We start from the raw sequence: 16,249 nt of genomic DNA, 5'->3' as shown, positions 1-16,249 counted from the left end.
TTGTGCCGGGAGCCCGCGGGGTGGACCGAGCTCCGTTTTGGCGTTCCCGCCCCCGTCGACCCGCCCCCGGAAGCCGGGTTCGCCTTGTTCCCCGCCCTGGGGGAGGGGGCGGGTCCGGCCACCGGCGGATCCGGTGACGGGCTATCGAATTGTCGGGCTGCGGGCTGCGGGCGCTTGGGCTACGGGTTGCGGCGGCCCGGCGCAGGCCGGGGGATGTCGGCGGCGCCCCGGGGGGCCGGGCGCCGTACCGGAGCCTCCGCCACGGGGATGCGCGGCAGCGCGTAGGGGTGGTTGTCGCGGAGGTAGCCGATGAGGTGCTCGCGCAGCCGGCAGCGGAGTTCGAACGCGTCGTCGGCGTTCGCCGCCGTCGCCAGCGCCCGGACGACGATGGTGGTGGGGGTGGTGTCGACCACCTGGAGGGCGCTGCCCTGGCCGTCCCACAGGTCGCTCTTGGCGAGGAAGTCGTCGAACTCCTCCCGTAGCAGCCCGACCGGGGCGTGGTGGTCGAGGTGGAGCAGCGCCGTGCCGGTGATCCGGCTGGAGCGGCGGGACCAGTTCTCGAACGGGTGGCCGACGAAGTAGGACATCGGCATCACCAGCCGCCGCTGGTCCCAGGTCGCGATCACCACCGCCGTCAAGGTGATCTCCTCCACCGTCCCCCACTCACCGGCCACCACGACGACGTCGCCGATCCGGGCCAGGTCACCGAAGGCCATCTGCACCCCGGCGAAGACGTTGGCGAGCGTGCTCTGCGCCGCCACACCCGCCGCCACACCGACCAGCCCGGCGGAGGCCAGCAGGCTGGTGCCGACCCCGCGGACCACCGGGAAGGTCATCAGGACCGCGCCCAAGGTCGCGACGGCCACGACCGCCTGGCAGATCCGGCCGAGCACACTGGCCTGGGTCCGGGCTCGCCCGGCCCACGCCGCATCGCGGCGGTGCACGGCGAGCCTGAGTGCGCTGTCCACGAGGAGCGCCACCAGGCGGGCGCACAGCCACCCGCCGGAGGCGATCGAGAGGATCACGAAGAGGTGCCGCAGCCCCTCGCGGGCAGCGGGCGGCGCGTTGATCCACGGCTGCGCGGCGGAGAGCAGCAGGCACGCCGTCAGCGCCAGGACCGGGCGGCGACACCTGCGCACCATGACCGGCACGCCGCTGCTGCCCCCGGGGATGGCCAGCCGCCGTGCCGCCACTTGCACCATCCGGTCGAGGCCGTAGGTGAAAAGGGCGGCCGCGACGCCGACGACGGCGAGGCGGAGCAGACTCCACCACATTTCCCGCGCTCCTTTCTGCTGCCGGCGGGGAGCACTTGGCCCGGCTAAGCGGATGCCGCTGACGGCGCCTCAGTCGGGTGGTTCGGTCGGGTGGGGGCGGCCCGGCTGCGGCGCGGGCGGGTCGGGGGCCGGCCGGACGGGGTCGGGTGCCGGAGGCGGATCCGCCGGAGGCACGGGGGAGCCGGGTGGTGGCGGCGGGTCGGGCACCACGGGCGAGCCGGGTGGCCGGGTCGGCTTCGGCGGCACCGGTGGCGGCGGTGGCGGCGGCAGGCCGGGCTGGGCGGGGGCGACGGTCACGGGCGAGGGCTCCTCTCGGTGCGGTGCGGTGCGATGCAGTGCGGTGAGGCCGGTCCGATCCGGCACGGACCGGCGGGTCGTATCCGCTCGGCTGCCCCCGATGCCGCGGTTCATGCGCCCGCCGCGACGGCGTCCGCCCGAGCCGACCGTTCGCACAATCTTCACAGCGGGACCGGACATGGATCCGGTCTCGGCGGGTACCCAGGGACGGACCGTACGCCGAGGGGAAAGGACCGACATGGCCACGACCAGTGACGAACTCCTCCACTGGGCGACAGCCCCGGGTCAGGACGAGGCCTCGACGGTCGACGCGTCCGGCGCCCCGCGCGCCGTCGTCCCGGAGCTCGCCGGCATCGAGAACCCGCGGGAGGTCGCGCCCGCCGACGCACGCGAGCTCACCAGGGTGCTGCTGGCCCGGCTGTCGACACTGGAGGAGGGTACCCGCGAGTACTCGTACGTGCGGGCCACGCTCATCGAGCTCAATCTGTCCCTGGTGCGGTTCGCGGTCCACCGGGTGGGCAACCGGCGGGAGCCCCAGGAGGACCTGATACAGGTCGGCTCGCTCGGCCTGATCAAGGCGATCGACCGCTTCGACCCCGACCACGGCGCGGAGTTCACCACCTTCGCCCTGCCGACCATCCTCGGCGAGATCCGTCGGCACTTCCGCGACACCACCTGGGCCGTGCACGTGCCGCGACGCCTGCAGGAACTGCGCATCACCCTCGCCAAGGCGTGCGACGTGCTGTTCCAGCGGCTGGGCCGCTCGCCGACCGTGTCCGAGCTCGCCGCGCACCTCGAGTTGTCGGAGGAGGAGGTGATCGAGGGGCTTGCCGCCGCCAACGGCCGCACCGCCGGCTCCCTGGACACCTCCGCCACCGAGGGCGAGGAGGAGCCGAGCCCGCTCGCCCAGCGCCTCGGCGAGGAGGATGCGCGGTTCGCGACGGTGGAGAACCTGATCGTCCTCAAGCCCCTCATCGCCGCCCTGCCGGAACGCGACCGGCTCATCCTGTCCATGCGCTTCGGCGAGGAGCTCACCCAGTCCCAGATCGGCGCCCGCCTCGGGCTGTCCCAGATGCACGTCTCCCGTCTCCTCACCCGCACGTTGAAGCACCTGCACGCGGACCTCACCGCCACCTGAGCCGGCCTCACGGCGCCAGGAGCACACGCGACGCTGTGCACGCCGACCACGGCCTGGCCGTACTGCGGTCGGCGTGCGTAGGCTCGTGGAGGACCCCCGTGGAGGGAACACGACGACGATGCCAGCCGAGAAGACGATGCCCGCAGAGAACGAACCCGCGACCGTGCCGCCGACCACCGTCCCCTCCGAACCCTCTCGGCCGGGTGCCCGCTCCGGGCCCGACCTGGCCGTGCACACCTGGCACACCGACACCCTGGCGGCCGTCTGCGCGTTGGCCGGCGACCTCGACATCGAGACCCTGGAGCCCGCCAGGAGCATGCTCGACGACCTGGTGGAGCGGCATCCGCCGCTGCTGGTCGTCGACCTCGGGCGCGTCGACTTCTGCGACTCCTCCGGCCTGAACCTGCTGCTGCGGACGCGGATGGCGGCCGCAGCCGCGGACGTGGAGTTCCGCCTGTCGGCGCCCTCCGTCGCGGTGCGGCGGCTGCTGGAACTGACCTGCACGGACACCGTGTTCTCGCTCCACCCGTCCCTGGAGGACGCGCTCGCCGCACCGCTCTGACCACTCCCGCCGGCCGGAGGCACGCATAATCCGGCAATGGTCGGGAAACCGAGCAGACGTAGCGGAACACAGCGCCGAAACCGAAGGGGAACCCGCACATGACGACCAGCCGGGCAACCCTCGACGGCGACCGGCCGGGCGCCGGCCCCACGCTGCCGCCCGGCGGCCAGCGCCGACGCCTGCACCTGGCCGGGCTGCCGAAACCCGTCGCCCGCGCCAGGGCGTACACCGCGCAGGCCGTCGCCGACTGGTCGTGGCCGGCGGGCGCCTCCGGGGCCGAGGACGACATCGTGCTCCTCGTCGCCGAACTCGTCGCCAACGCCATGCTGCACGCCGGCGGCCCCGTGGACCTCGTCCTCGACGCCTCCGAGACCCGCCTGCGGATCGAGGTCAGCGACCGGTCGACGGCCCTGCCCGAACCGCGCCGCCCCCACCGCCCGGGCCTGCCCGGCGGGCACGGACTCTTCATCGTCCAGCAGGCCGCCTCCCGCTGGGGCGCGCTGCCGCACGGCGACGGCAAGACGGTCTGGGCCGAGCTCGACGCCCTGCCCCCACACCCGGGCAGCTGACCGGCCACCCGACCCTCGGTACCGGCGCGCTCGCTCCGCCCTTCGCCGAGCGCCTCGATTCGTCCTCCGCGCGGGCCGCCCACATCGTGATGCTCTCGGCACCGGGCCCCGCCGGGGGAGCTCGCGAGGGGAGCTCGACGCGTGGTCGCGGGCCTGGACGAGGCGTAGCGTCGGCAGTGGTCGCGGGCGGGTCACCCCCTCATGCAGGAGCACCGACATGCCAGGCACCGCGCCACCTCCGACCGGTCCGCCCCCGGGTCCACCACCCGGTCCGCCCCCGGGTCCGCCCCCGGGTCCGCCGCCCGGTCCACCACCCGGTCCGCCGCCGGGCCCGCCGTCCGCGGCGTCCGTCCTGACCGGCCACACGGCGGCGGTGACCTGCCTCGCCCTCTCCCGCGACGGCCGTCTGCTCCTGTCCGGCAGCGAGGACCACACGCTCCGGCTGTGGGACCTCGAAGCCGGGACGGAGCTGCGGCGCTGGGTCGCCCACGAGGACGGGGTGCAGTGCGCGGCCCTCTCCCCGGACGGTCGGCTCGCGGTGTCCGGTGGCGTCTGGGGACCAGCCGTCCTGTGGGACACCGACACCGGCGCCGAACTGCGCCGCCTCCACGGACAGGAGCAGGGCTGCCTGGCCGCGGTCTTCTCCCCGGAGGGCCGACTGGTGGCGACCGGCTGCGGGGACTTCACCGTGCGCTGCTGGGATCCCGCGACCGGGCAGGAGCTACGCCGCTTCGAGGGACACACCGCGGACGTCACCGCCGTCGCCTTCTCCCAGGACCGCCGACAGCTGCTGTCCGGCGCCGCCCAGACCGAGTTCGGCGCGGACCAGGTCCGGCTATGGGACGTGGAGGGCGGCAAGGAACTGCGCCGGTTCGGTGAGGGGCTGTTCGCGGTCACCGGCGTCGGGTTCGCCGTCCAGGGCGGCCTCGTGGTCGCGACCACCATGGACAACCTGCTGCACGTGTGGGACCCGGTCACCGGCGCCGAGACGGGCCACTTCGAGGTCGGCGCGGGCAACCTGCGCTGCCTGGCGGTGTCCCCGGACGGCTGCCGACTGCTGACCGGCAGCGGCACCGACTACTACGACGCCGACCTGCTCGCCGTCCTCGGTGTCGACAACCGGGTCCGGCTGGTCGACCCGGCGGACGGCCGGGAGTTGGCCCGGTACGAGGGCCACACCGGAAACGTCAACGGCGTGGCCTTCACCGCGGCCGGCCGGCGCGCGGTCTCGGCGAGCGCGGACCGCACGATCCGCCTCTGGGAGCTGTAGCCCTCGGTCATCGGTTGCCCTCGGTCACCCGCCGGTGGAATCGTGGCAGGAGAAGGTCGGATCGGAACCCGAGATGGCCGAACGGGCACGAGGACAGCAGCGCACCTCGACCGTGGGCAGCCCAGTGGTCCGGGCGTTGGCCGGGCCCGGTGGGCGAGGTGTCGGGGCCCTGTGCGCGTTTCTCGGCCTCCTCCCGGTCACCCCCGTCCTGGCCTGGGCGTACGGCCTGGCGCCGTTCGCCGTCTGGTTCTGGTCGGTGACCGTGCCGAGCCTGGCGCTGCTCGCCGCCATCGGCGTGGCGACCGCCCGTCGCCCGCGGCTGGGCAGGCTGCACCGCGCCCTCGTGGTCGGGACCGTCGGCGGCCTGATCGGCACCGTCGGTTACGACCTGGTCCGGGTGCCGTTTGTGCTGGCCGGGGTCCGGCTCTTCGCACCGATCGACACCTACGGCGTGCTCGCCCTGGGCGCGGCCTCGTCCGACCCGCGCACCGGGCTGCTCGGCTGGGCGTTCCACTTCTCCAACGGCATCGGCTTCGGGATCAGCTACGCCGTCCTCGCCTCCGGCCGGCGCTGGCAGTGGGGCCTGGCCTGGGGCCTGATGATCGAGACCCTCGCGGTGGCCTCGCCCGTCGCCGGGGTCTACGCGCTGCGCGGGGCCGGGCTGATCGCCATCGCCTACGCCGGGCACCTGGCCTACGGGGCGCCGCTCGGCCTGCTGGTCGCCGACCCCGGGCGCAGCGTCCGCCGGCTGCGCGAGGTCGGGCCGCACTCCACCGCCTACGCGTTGCTGGCCGTGCTCCTGGTGCTGGTGGCCTGGCAACGGCCGTTCGGCACCCCGGCGCTCGTGCGGGCGGGTGAGCGGGTGGCTTCCGGCCCCAGCGCCCTGGTGTTGGACGGACGCTTCCACCCGCAGTACCTGCGGGTGCCCGCGCACGGTTGCGTGAGCCTGTACAACGGCGACCAGGTGTCGTACACGCTGCCCGCTGCCGTCGGGTCGCCCCGGCTGGAGCGCGGGAGCACCACCGCGGCCTGCTTCGCCTCCGGGGGCAACGCGGTGCTGCGGGTGCGTACCTCGGCCCAGCCGTACGCGGGCGGGTTCGTCATCGTGGACCGGACGGAGCGCTGAGATGACCACCGCAACCGCCCGGCAGAGCGTCCCCACCGTCGGCGAGGTCGTGCGGCGGCTGCCCGGGTGGCTACGCGAGCACGTCTGGTCCGCGGTGACCGGGGCGGTGGTCGGCGGCGTGATCGGCTACGCCGTGAACGTCTTCCTGATCGCCGTCCGCTACGGCGGCTGGCGGAAGGTACCACCCGGGGCGCCGGCCACCAGCCACGGCAACTTCTTCCAGGGCGCGCTGTTCTGGGGCCTGCTCACCACCGTGCTGTTCGGGGTGTTCGGCTACTGGCACGCCGTCGGCACCACCCGCTTCCTGGCCGACCTGCGCGCGCTGCCGCAAACCCTCGCCGGGCTCGTCCGGGGCGACCGGTCGGCCAACGTCCACCTGCTGTGGGGCGCGGCCATCGCCCTGCTGGCCGCCCAAGTCGTCCCGCCCGCGGCCGGGGCGGTGCTCGCCGTCGGCGTGCTCGCGGGAGCACCGACCGTGCTCGGGAGCATCGTGTCGACCTTCCTGCGCCGGATCTGGTCGGCCGTGGTCAAACACGTCGCCCCGACCCGCCACCACCGCATCACCGGGACCACCGGCATGACGGTGGGCCTACTCGGCTCCGCCGCATCGCTGATCATCGCCTCGTTCATCACCGACAGCCCGGTCAAATACGGCCTGGCCGGCGCCCTCGCACTGGCCGCCGTGCTGATCTCCGCCACCGGTGCGCGTCCGCCCGCCACCGCCTGCATCGTGCTGCTCATCGGCACCGTGCTGCTCCTGCACGGGATCACCGACGCCATCCCGGCCCACGCCGACGACGGCGGATCCCTCGAATGCCAACTCCGGGGCCAGGCCTGGCTGAGCTGCACCGGCAGCGCCACGGTGCTGCGCTACGCCACGGCCGGGGCGGCCGCGGCCGGCGCGGGCGGGATCCTGGGCTCGTTCCTCGGCAACCTCGCGGGCACCCTGGCGGGCGAGCCGGGCACCGGCCCACCGGACGACGGCGGCCCGGGCGGTGGCGGCGAACCGCCCTGGCAGCCGCAGCCGGGCACGCCGCCCGGCGACCGCCGGGCGATCAACAACTGGATCCAGGGACTGCTGGACGACCCGGCCTTCCAGCGCTGGCGCGCCACCCACCCCGGCTTCACCGACCCGCCCACCGACGCCGAGTTCAACCAGTACCTCAACTGGCGCCACGCCCAGGGGATGGCGGACCCGGCCCTGACCCTGCCCAGCCGGCAAGCGCCGTTCCCGGTCGACGCCGGACCGCTCCCAGCGCTGCCGCCGGACGAACCGCTACCGGTGCTCCCGGACCTGCCGCCCGTGCTCCCGGACCTGCCGCCAGGCCCCGAGCCACTGGACGAGGGGCCCGGCGGGGACGCCCAGCCCGTACCCGACCAGCCCCCCGCGCCCGCTCCTGCCCCCGCGCCTGCGCCGCCGCCCGCACCTGACCCCGCCCAGGCGATCCGGGACCGGCTCCAGGCGCTGAGCGGCGCCAACTACTACGACCCCGACCCCGACCACCCGTCGAACTACTGGCAGCGGCTACAGGGCCTGCTCGACGACGTCGACCCGGCCAAGGGCCTCACTCCCGACCAGCTGCAGACCATCACGGACCTGGAGAAGAATCTCCGGGACGCCAACACGAAGGGACTGGAAGCCCGGGAGAAGGCCCGTGACGACGGCATGGACAAGCTCCTCGCCGCCGGCACCAAGCGGGACAAGGACTACACCGACTACCTCCACCAGCTCGACGGCATCCAGGCCCACGAGAACTACCTCAGCAACCTGATCGACCACCTCCCGCCCGGCCAGTTCGAGATGGCCAACCGGGTGCTGCAGCAGATCGAGAGCGGTGCCCCGGGCACTGACACCGAGGGTGCGCTGCGGCAGATGTCCACCGCGCTGCTCACCCAGGCGCAGGGGCGGAACGAGGCGGAGGCGGCCGCCGCCGAGCTGGATTCGATCGCGGCCCAGGAGCACGAGGCCGCCGCCGTCGGCTGGCAGCACGTCGCCATTGCCGGGGAGATGCTGCTCGCCCCGTTCGCCGTTCCGCTGACCGCCGCCGGCGCCGCCCAGCTCGGGGCCTCCATGGTCGGCCGCAACGCCGTCCAGGGCTTCGGCGTCGGGTACGAGGAGGGCGGGCTCGGCCACGCCCTGCTCGGCGCGGCGAACGCGGTGCTGCCGATCAACACCCTGCAGGCCGCCTACCAGGCCACCATCGGCCAGGTCATCGACCCCAACAGCCCGGCCCCGCAGGTCGGTCGGGGCACGATCGCGCTCGCCTTCGTCCAGGACCTCGGCAACGCCGTCGGGCTGCACTCGCTCGGCCTGAACAACATCGGCCCGGCGGCGACCGACGCGGTCAAGGAGACCTCCGCGTTGAGCCAGCTGCACGGCGGCCAGCCGCCGCCCGGCCCGGTCCCGACCGCCACGGCCGCCACCGACGCCGCCTTCCGCACCGAGCAGGCCGCCGGACAGAAGGCGGCGGAGGAGTTCCAGCAGATGGCCAGTGACCTGCGCGGCCTGAAGGCGCAGGGGGCGAGCGCGGACGAGATCGCCGCGGCGCAGGACGCGTTGAACCGGAAAGTCAACGAGATCAACTCCGAGTACCAGGCCAAGGCGACCCTGAAGACCGTTCCCAAGGAGATCCAGGGCGAGTTCGCAAACGTCCTCGACCCGGTGCTGACGAAGGCCCACGAGGACACCGTCGCCCTCCTCAACGCGCAGGGCTACAAGCGGGGCGGACAGCCGCTGACCATCGACGACCTGACTGATTTGCGCAATGCCAAGAGCGTAGGCACCGTCGGGATGGACCGTGACCTGGCTTTGCAGCAAATGGCCTACCGTCAGACCCTCGCGCAGCTGGAGAAGGCCTCGCCCACCTCGCAACGGGCCGAGGATCTGTACAAGAGGCTCCAGGACTTGCGAGCCTCCGACCAACTGACGCTCAACGGTGTGCCGGTGAGCCCCTCCAATGCCAACAAGGACTTCCAGGCCGCGTACCACGAGGCGTACGGCGCCGCCACCGGCGGCCAGAACGCGGATAAGGCGCTGCAGTCGGTGACCCAGAGCAAGCACCCGGAGGCGTACCAGGACCTGCCGGTGCTCAAGAACGACGCCCTCGGCTACCCGCCCGACCCCAAATGGGCCGCGCAGACCGGGTCGGTGACCACCTACAAGTCATACATGAACGTGAAGGAGCTGAGCCCAGGCAGCGCCCTGCAGGAGACGGCCCGGGGTGTGGCCAAGGACATCAGCACCAAGCTCGAACCGATGATGTACTACTACCAGGGCGCGGACCCCGGCGCCTACCAGCGGGTCATGGACATGAAGACCTTCCTGGGCGACTGCGGCAAGGGCGTCTATGCCCCGACGCAGATGGAGCTGCTGTCCCAGCAGAAGTTCGGCACCTCGATCAACGGCCTGGCCCAGCAGGTCGATTCGAACCTGGCGGCCTTCGTCCAAGGACACGGCGCGCCGCAACCCGCGTTCCGCACCCTGTCCGGTCCCGGCCTGAGCGAACTCGCCGGCCATGTCGTGCAGGTGGCCGGCGGGCAAGCCGGCAACGTGGTCAAGGGCATCGCCTCGGGCCCGGCACGCGGGGACGAACCGGCGGAAGGAAAGTGAGCCATGGACACCGAAGCCACCGGTGCGACGGTACCCGACACCTCCTCGCCGGGCGGCCTGGCCCGCACCATCCGCCTCAGTCGGGCCGAATTCGCGCCGCTGGCAAGGCATTTGGACCTGCCCGAGCCCGGTGTGCTCTCACCGCTGACCGACCTGTGCGCCCCGGGTCCGGACGCGACCGGGCCGGTCCGGGAAGTCGCCGAACTGCTCCGTGAGTTCACCGAGTTGTCCGCCGCCGTCGTCCGGATTGCGCTGCTGCCGCTCGCCGTCCCCGACCGGGTGGTGGACGCCCGCAGCGCCCTGTTCAACAGCGCGCCGACCCAGTGTCGGCTGTACGCGTCCCGCCGCTCCGAGGACGTCTTCGTCGGCCTGCGGCCCGGGTTGGACGGCGGGTTCGAGCTGCTCGCCCCGTTCGCGCCGCAGGACCTCGCCTGGTGGGTACAGCTCCAGGTGCAGTTCTCCAGCGGCCAGCCGATGCCGCTGCCGGACAAGGAGCTGACCGCCGAGCAACTGGCCTTCCTGCTGGTGCTGGTGGACGCGTACAAGACCGTCTTCTTCCGGTCCTTCGCCGGGCGGCGGACGGAGCCGACGCCGGTAACCGTCTCCCTCACGGACGTCCTGGAGGCCCAGCAGGACGCCCTACGGGTGGCCGACCGGCGCTGGATCAGCCACGCCGTCGCGGAGCTGTTCGCCTCCCAGCTGCACCCCGGCGGCCAGGCCGGTGTGCCCCTTCCGCCGGTCACCGCCGTAGTTGCCGAACGGGAGCTGCGCCGCTACGAGGAAGCCGGATACCTCGAACGGGCCGGGACCGGCGATTCGCCGGCCTACGAGCCCGGGCTCACCCTGGCGACCTTCGCGGGCACCCTGTTCACCTGGATCAGCCTGCTGTCGCTGCACGACGTCCAGGTGGTCGGCCATGAGGCGGGCCGGCCCGTCGCCCAGGAGGACATGGTCCTGTTCGTGGTGACCGAGCCGACCGTCTGGGCGCTGGTCAGCCAGGGCCTCACCCGGGCCCGGGAGGACTGGTCGGCCGTCCGGTTCGGGCTGCGGGCGCTCGGTGTCGTGGAGGCGTGCAACCTGGCCGCCGAGTTCCTGCGGCCGATCCCGGAACTGGAGCTGCCCGAGGAGGTCTACCGCCCGAGGACGGAGCGGGCGCCGGTGACGGTGGCGGCGCCGGCGACCGAACGGCTCAGCCGCCCGCCCGCGTCCCCGGTGCCGCCCGGCCCGCCCGCCGCACCCGCCTTCCGGCCCACGCACCGCGTCCCGTCCGGCGGCATGTCCGCCTGGACCGCGCCTGACCCGGCGCTCAAGGCCGTCACCCGGATCGACGGGCGAGTGGAGCTGCAACTGCTCGAACGGGCCGGGGACTGGGCGCACATCGCCTGCTCCAACGGCTGGTCGGCCTGGGTGGACGGGCGGCGGATCGAGGAGATCGGGACCTAAGGGATCGTGAAGGTGTTCAGTACGGTGGTGAGGACCGGCTGGTAGGAGGCCCAGTCGGAGTCGGGGGTGGAGAGGTAGATCGTGTACTCGGTGCCGTTCGAGGCGAGGAAGGACTGCGCGCCCACGTGGGACGAGCCGAAGGTGAACTCCCAGTAGGCGCCAGGGTTGCCCTGGTAGGTGTTGGCGCGCAGGTCGATCCGGGTGTAGCCGCCCTGCTGGGTGAGTGACTGTTCGATCTGGCGGAACCCGTCGAGGGGTGCCTGCCTAAAAGGGTTGGGGATGAGGGCGAATCGCAGCACGTGGCCGCCGTTGTCCGGTGAGTAGTCGCCGGCGCCCATGCCGTTGTCGCTCCGCGTCCAGCCGGTGGGAGCGGCGAAGCTGAAGCCCGCCGGGTCGGTGGTTTCGACGTAGCCGGGGGGCACCGAGGCCCCCGGGGTCTGCGGCGGGGCGGTCGACGGGGCCTGGGGCGACGGTGTCCCGGGTGTCGGCGCTGGGGTCGTGGGCGTCCCGGGTGTCGACGGTGCGGTGGCCGACGGCGGCGTGGACGGCGCCGTGGTGGCCGCCTGGTGATGCGTGCCGCGGCCCGCCAGCAGGAAGACCAACCCGCCGATCAGCGCCAGCGCGAGCACCACCGCCGCGACCAGAACCCAGGGCCGCCGCACGGTCGGAGGCGGCCTACCCGTCGCAGGGGGTGCCGCGGCAGACTCCCGGGGCGGCAGGGCCTCGGCGGTCGCCGGGCCGACGGTGAAGCCCGCCACCACCCGGTCGAGCATGTGCCCGGTCCACTCGGCGCCCGGCCGCTGCGCCGGGTCCGGGCGCAGGAGCGACACGATGACCGGTGCGAGCGGACCGGCCCGACGCGGCTCGGGCGGCTGCTCCGCTGGCGGTCGGCCCTCCACGGCCGTGTACAGCGTGGCCCCCAGCGACCACAGGTCCGCCTCGGGGCCGGGCGGACGACCTGCGGCCCGCTCAGGCGCCAGGTAGTCGGGGGAGCCCTTGAGCGGCTCGGCCGCGAACGCGGTGAGCAGCGCTTGGCCCTGCTCCAGGACCACCCGGCTCGGCTCGACGGCCCCGTGCACCCGCCCCGACCGGTGCCCCCGGACCAGCGCGGCCAGGATCTGGGCGCCGACCCGGGCCGCCTCGCGCGGCGGCAGCGGGCCGTCGGCGGCGATCACTTCGTCGAGGGTCCGCCCATCGCCCATCGCTGCGCTCCAACCGTGCCTCGACCCCCACGGCCAGTCTCCCGCCGAACCCCACCGGGGGCCATCGGGTGCGGGCTTCGCGGTCGAACCGGTCTTTCCCGCCACGGTGGCTCCGGTCGTCGCGGTCCTTTCCCGTGGGTGATGCCCTCTCGCTCCGGGGCTGCGAACGCCGTTCACAGTCAATGATGAAAATGTTGAGGGCGCGACGTTTCACTGAATGCGAAAACAGTCTTCTGACCCGTATTCAGTGAATGGCTACACGCGTCAACTCGGGTGCGCACCGGGCCTTTCACCTGCCCGGACGCCCACTCTTAATGTTTCCTTACCCTTCTCCGTTGACCCGCGTTCATCAGCTCTGCTTTCCTTCATGCCCAGCAGGCGGCCGTCCACCGACGGGCAGTCAATTTCGGGTGTCGGAAAACATGCCGGATTTTGGCTGCCGGTGGAATTCGCCGTCAGTTCCCTTCCCCACAAAGGGATCGTTCCGCGGCCCCCAGCCGTTCGGGCGATCGGTTACGAGAGAGGCACCCTCACCCCATGGGTCACTCCCGCAGAACGCGGCGCGCGAAGTACGCGGCGCTCACCGGAATCGCGTCACTCGCGCTCGCCGCCGCAGGTCTCGTCGGTGCGGCCGGACCGGCCGCCGCGCAGGACATCTCCAGCTCCTCGGGCAGCACCGCCAACGAGTTCAACCCCTGGAACCCGCAGAACGGGCACCAGTACCGCCACGGCGCGGTGCCGGGCATGAAGCAGCACGAGAACTACAAGAAGTGGCTCGCCGCGCAGAACCAGGCCGCGGCCACCGGCCAGCAGACGCTGTCCTACGGCGGCGGCGTCGACGGCATCGGCGTGCAGAGCGGCCACTCCAAGGTCTACCTGGTCTTCTACGGCAACCAGTGGGGCACCCAGACCACCGACGCCAACGGGAACGCGAAGTTCTCGGGCGACTCGGCGGGCGCCGCCGGTGCCACCCAGCAGATGTTCAAGGGCATCGGCACCAACGGCGAGACCTGGTCGGCCGACCTGACCCAGTGGTGCGACGGCCCCAACGTCGCCGCCGGCGCGGTCAGCTGCCCGTCCAACGCCAACTTCGTCCCGTACCAGAGCGGCGGCGTCCTGTCCGGCGTCTGGTACGACAACGCGGCCGCCTCGCCCGCCCAGGCCAGCGGCAACCAGCTCGCCCAGGAGGCCGTCAAGGCCGCCGGCCACTTCGGCAACACCACGGCCGCCTCCAACCGCGACGCGTACTACATCGTCCTGTCGCCGCACGGCACCAACCCGGACGACTACCAGAACCCCACCACCGGGTACTGCGCCTGGCACGACTGGAACGGTGACACCACCCTCACGGGCGGCGCGGCCAGCTCGCCCTACGGCGACATCGCCTTCTCCAACCAGCCGTACAACATCGACCAGGGTGCCAACTGCGGCGTCGGCTTCGTCAACTCGCCCGGCACGCTGGACGGTTGGACGATGACCCTCGGCCACGAGTGGCACGAGATGATGTCCGACCAGAACCCGGCCGGCGGCTGGACCAACCACGTGACCGGCAGCTCGTACAACGGCCAGGAGAACTCCGACGAGTGCGCCTGGATCAAGCCCGGCAGCACCGGCGGCGCCGCGAACGTCTCGTTCGGCTCCTACGGCAGCTTCGCCGAGCAGGCCAGCTGGTCGAACGACACCAACTCCTGCGCGATCTCGCACGCCATCCTGACCCACGGCAACACGGTCACCGTCACCAACCCGGGCAACCAGACCGGTACGGTCGGCACCGCCGCCAGCCTGCAGGTCAACGCGAGCGACTCGGCCTCCGGTCAGACCCTGACCTACTCGGCCACCGGCCTGCCCGCCGGCCTGTCGATCAACTCCTCGACCGGCCTGATCTCCGGCACGCCGACCGCCGCCGGCACCTCCAGCGTGACGGTCACCGCGACCGACACCACCGGCGCCGCCGGCAACACCACCTTCACCTGGACCGAGTCCTCCACCTCGGGCGGCGGCAGCGCCGTCACCAACGGTGACTTCGAGGCCGGCAGCCTGACCGGCTGGACCGCCGCCGGCTCCACCTCCGCCACCACCGGCGCCGCCCACAGCGGCAGCTACGGCGCGATGGTCGGTTCCACCAACCCGACCGGTGACTCCTCGATCGCCCAGACCTTCACCGCGCCGACCGGCTCCAGCAAGGTGTCCTTCTGGTACAGCAACACCTGCCCGGACACCGTGTCCTACGACTGGGCCACCGCCACGCTGAAGGACAACACCACCGGCACGACCACCACGGTCCTCGCCAAGACCTGCGCGGCCACCGCGACCTGGACCAACCAGGCCGCGGCCGTCACCCCGGGCCACTCGTACACGCTCACCCTGAGCAACCACGACGACAACTACCCGGGTGACCCGACCTACACCTACTACGACGACGTGACCGTCTCCTGACGATCGACGCGCCGAACGCGCCGGGGTGGGCCTTGGGCCCGCCCCGGTGCGGTTTTTTGGTCTTCGAGTTTTCGGCCGTCGGGGGATCCGATCCGGCCTCCGGTGCGTCGAATCGGCACCGCTCGCACATCGGCACAAGGGAACCACTGTGAACCTGAGAAGACCCACCGCCATCGCTCTGACCTGCGCCTGCGCCCTGCTCGCCCTGGCCGGCTGCGGCTCGGCCGGCACCTCGGCGGCCTCGACCGCTCCGGCGTCCACGACCGCGAGCGCGGCGGCCGCCGTCACCGCCGACGAACACGCCAACCACACCACCCTGAAGGTCGCCGTCGGCACGACGATCTCCGTCGACCTGCACAGCACCTACTGGTCCGCCGCCACCAGTTCCGCCCCGGACGTGGTCAGCCCGGCCGGCTCCCCGAGCACCTCGGCGTCCCCCTCCTGCCGGCCCGGCGGGGGCTGCGGCACCGTCTCCGCCTCCTTCACCGCCCGCACGCCCGGCACGGCCCACCTCGCCGCCTCCCGCACCATCTGCGGCGAGGCCCTCAACTGCGGGCCGGACCAGCGCACGTACGACGTCACGATCGAGGTCACCGGCTGAGGCGCGGTCCGGACAGCCTTCCTGATGCATCGCCACGTCCCCGGCCTCGCACCCGAGGCCGGGGACGTCGCGGTGTGCCCGCCTTGATGAGACCCTGACAGCACATCAGGTTACTTTAGGGTAATTTAATGGTGTCAACCGGGTGAACACCCCCGGCCTCTCATGAAGGACTTGTACGTGCTCGATCACCAGCCCCGCCGTTCCGGCCGCCGTCTCGCCGGCTCCGCGCTGGCCCTCGTCGCCGCCGTCTGCGCGCTGCCCGCCACCCCCGCGTCAGCCGCTCCCGCCCCCGCGCCGGTTCAGGCCCAGGCCCCGGCCGCGCAGACCGACGCCACCCCGCACCTGGACGCGGTGGAACAGACCCTGCGTCAGGTGTCCCCCGGCCTTGAGGGGACGGTGTGGCAGCGCACGGCGGGCAACCGGCTCGACGCGCCGTCCGGCGATCCGGGCGGCTGGCTGCTGCAGACCCCCGGCTGCTGGGGCGACCCCTCCTGCACCGAGCGCACCGGCACCCGCCGACTGCTCGACAAGATGCGCGAGAACATCTCGCGCGCCACCCGGACCGTCGACATCTCGACCCTCGCGCCCTTCCCGGACGGCGCCTTCCAGGACGCCATCGTGGCCGGCCTCAAGGCCTCGGTGGCCGCCGGGAACACGCCGCACGTGCGGATCCTCGCCGGGGCCGCGCCGCTCTACAACATCACCGCGCTCCCGTCGAAGT

At 72.8% G+C, this 16,249-nt stretch carries 11 protein-coding genes and 1 pseudogene; 10 read left to right on the top strand and 2 right to left on the bottom strand.

Translation table 11 applies throughout. The features are described from left to right. Nucleotides 1-179: 179 nt before the first annotated feature. Nucleotides 180-1,274: a mechanosensitive ion channel family protein gene (locus ACFQ87_RS39780; RefSeq protein ID WP_380615835.1), complete on the bottom strand. Its 1,095-nt coding sequence runs from the start codon at nt 1,272-1,274 to the stop codon at nt 180-182. 535 nt (nt 1,275-1,809) lie between these two features. Between ACFQ87_RS39780 and ACFQ87_RS39775 the strand changes: the two genes are divergently transcribed. The 7 genes from ACFQ87_RS39775 to ACFQ87_RS39745 all read left to right on the top strand — a co-directional run bounded on the left by ACFQ87_RS39775 (nt 1,810) and on the right by ACFQ87_RS39745 (nt 11,289). After that, on the top strand, nt 1,810-2,709 hold the full coding sequence (locus ACFQ87_RS39775) for a SigB/SigF/SigG family RNA polymerase sigma factor (protein WP_380615834.1): 900 nt from the start codon (nt 1,810-1,812) through the stop codon (nt 2,707-2,709). A gap of 118 nt (nt 2,710-2,827) precedes the next feature. Next, a complete protein-coding gene (locus tag ACFQ87_RS39770; protein WP_380615833.1) occupies nt 2,828-3,271 on the top strand; it encodes an STAS domain-containing protein in 444 nt (147 codons plus the stop codon). Nucleotides 3,272-3,369: 98 nt separating this feature from the next. Next, nucleotides 3,370-3,840: an ATP-binding protein gene (locus ACFQ87_RS39765; RefSeq protein WP_380615832.1), complete on the top strand. Its 471-nt coding sequence runs from the start codon at nt 3,370-3,372 to the stop codon at nt 3,838-3,840. Nucleotides 3,841-4,057: 217 nt separating this feature from the next. Continuing rightward, entirely contained in the window at nt 4,058-5,110 is a 1,053-nt protein-coding gene (locus tag ACFQ87_RS39760) for a WD40 repeat domain-containing protein (RefSeq protein WP_380615831.1), read from the top strand. A gap of 73 nt (nt 5,111-5,183) precedes the next feature. Next, nucleotides 5,184-6,236, top strand: a complete 1,053-nt coding sequence (locus ACFQ87_RS39755) for a hypothetical protein (RefSeq protein WP_380615830.1) — start codon at nt 5,184-5,186, stop codon at nt 6,234-6,236. Nucleotide 6,237: 1 nt separating this feature from the next. Beyond that, nucleotides 6,238-9,846 (top strand): hypothetical protein, encoded by a 3,609-nt coding sequence (locus ACFQ87_RS39750; protein ID WP_380615829.1) that lies wholly within the window; start codon nt 6,238-6,240, stop codon nt 9,844-9,846. Nucleotides 9,847-9,849: 3 nt separating this feature from the next. After that, nucleotides 9,850-11,289 carry a hypothetical protein gene (locus ACFQ87_RS39745; protein ID WP_380615828.1) on the top strand — a complete coding sequence of 480 codons (1,440 nt, stop codon included), beginning with the start codon at nt 9,850-9,852 and terminating at the stop codon, nt 11,287-11,289. Here ACFQ87_RS39745 and ACFQ87_RS39740 read toward each other — a convergent pair. Beyond that, nucleotides 11,286-12,491: a hypothetical protein gene (locus tag ACFQ87_RS39740; RefSeq protein ID WP_380615827.1), complete on the bottom strand. Its 1,206-nt coding sequence runs from the start codon at nt 12,489-12,491 to the stop codon at nt 11,286-11,288. The genes ACFQ87_RS39745 and ACFQ87_RS39740 overlap by 4 nt on opposite strands. A gap of 537 nt (nt 12,492-13,028) precedes the next feature. Here ACFQ87_RS39740 and ACFQ87_RS39735 point away from each other — a divergent pair. From ACFQ87_RS39735 to ACFQ87_RS39725, 3 genes and pseudogenes are all read left to right on the top strand, one after another. After that, nucleotides 13,029-14,927: a putative Ig domain-containing protein gene (locus ACFQ87_RS39735; RefSeq protein WP_380615826.1), complete on the top strand. Its 1,899-nt coding sequence runs from the start codon at nt 13,029-13,031 to the stop codon at nt 14,925-14,927. 148 nt (nt 14,928-15,075) lie between these two features. Then, the gene (locus tag ACFQ87_RS39730) at nt 15,076-15,528 is read left to right on the top strand and encodes a hypothetical protein (protein ID WP_380615825.1); all 453 of its coding nucleotides are present in this window, start codon (nt 15,076-15,078) and stop codon (nt 15,526-15,528) included. A gap of 177 nt (nt 15,529-15,705) precedes the next feature. After that, nucleotides 15,706-16,249 (top strand): annotated as a pseudogene (locus ACFQ87_RS39725) (hypothetical protein); the annotation flags it as partial.

The organism is Kitasatospora sp. NPDC056531 (assembly GCF_042794375.1).
GTDB lineage: Bacteria > Actinomycetota > Actinomycetes > Streptomycetales > Streptomycetaceae > Kitasatospora.
The sequence above is the reverse complement of the archived record's forward strand: the minus strand, read 5'-3'. Positions and strand labels throughout refer to the sequence as shown.

What these genes read in the sequence shown, in the direction of transcription:
- ACFQ87_RS39775 (WP_380615834.1), top strand. Translation starts at nt 1,810, where the DNA reads ATGGCCACGACCAGTGACGAACTCCTCCACTGGGCGACAGCCCCGGGT.
- ACFQ87_RS39745 (WP_380615828.1), top strand. Translation starts at nt 9,850, where the DNA reads ATGGACACCGAAGCCACCGGTGCGACGGTACCCGACACCTCCTCGCCG.
- ACFQ87_RS39770 (WP_380615833.1), top strand. Translation starts at nt 2,828, where the DNA reads ATGCCAGCCGAGAAGACGATGCCCGCAGAGAACGAACCCGCGACCGTG.
- ACFQ87_RS39750 (WP_380615829.1), top strand. Translation starts at nt 6,238, where the DNA reads ATGACCACCGCAACCGCCCGGCAGAGCGTCCCCACCGTCGGCGAGGTC.
- ACFQ87_RS39735 (WP_380615826.1), top strand. Translation starts at nt 13,029, where the DNA reads ATGGGTCACTCCCGCAGAACGCGGCGCGCGAAGTACGCGGCGCTCACC.
- ACFQ87_RS39780 (WP_380615835.1), bottom strand. Translation starts at nt 1,274, where the DNA reads ATGTGGTGGAGTCTGCTCCGCCTCGCCGTCGTCGGCGTCGCGGCCGCC.
- ACFQ87_RS39755 (WP_380615830.1), top strand. Translation starts at nt 5,184, where the DNA reads ATGGCCGAACGGGCACGAGGACAGCAGCGCACCTCGACCGTGGGCAGC.
- ACFQ87_RS39765 (WP_380615832.1), top strand. Translation starts at nt 3,370, where the DNA reads ATGACGACCAGCCGGGCAACCCTCGACGGCGACCGGCCGGGCGCCGGC.
- ACFQ87_RS39760 (WP_380615831.1), top strand. Translation starts at nt 4,058, where the DNA reads ATGCCAGGCACCGCGCCACCTCCGACCGGTCCGCCCCCGGGTCCACCA.
- ACFQ87_RS39740 (WP_380615827.1), bottom strand. Translation starts at nt 12,491, where the DNA reads ATGGGCGATGGGCGGACCCTCGACGAAGTGATCGCCGCCGACGGCCCG.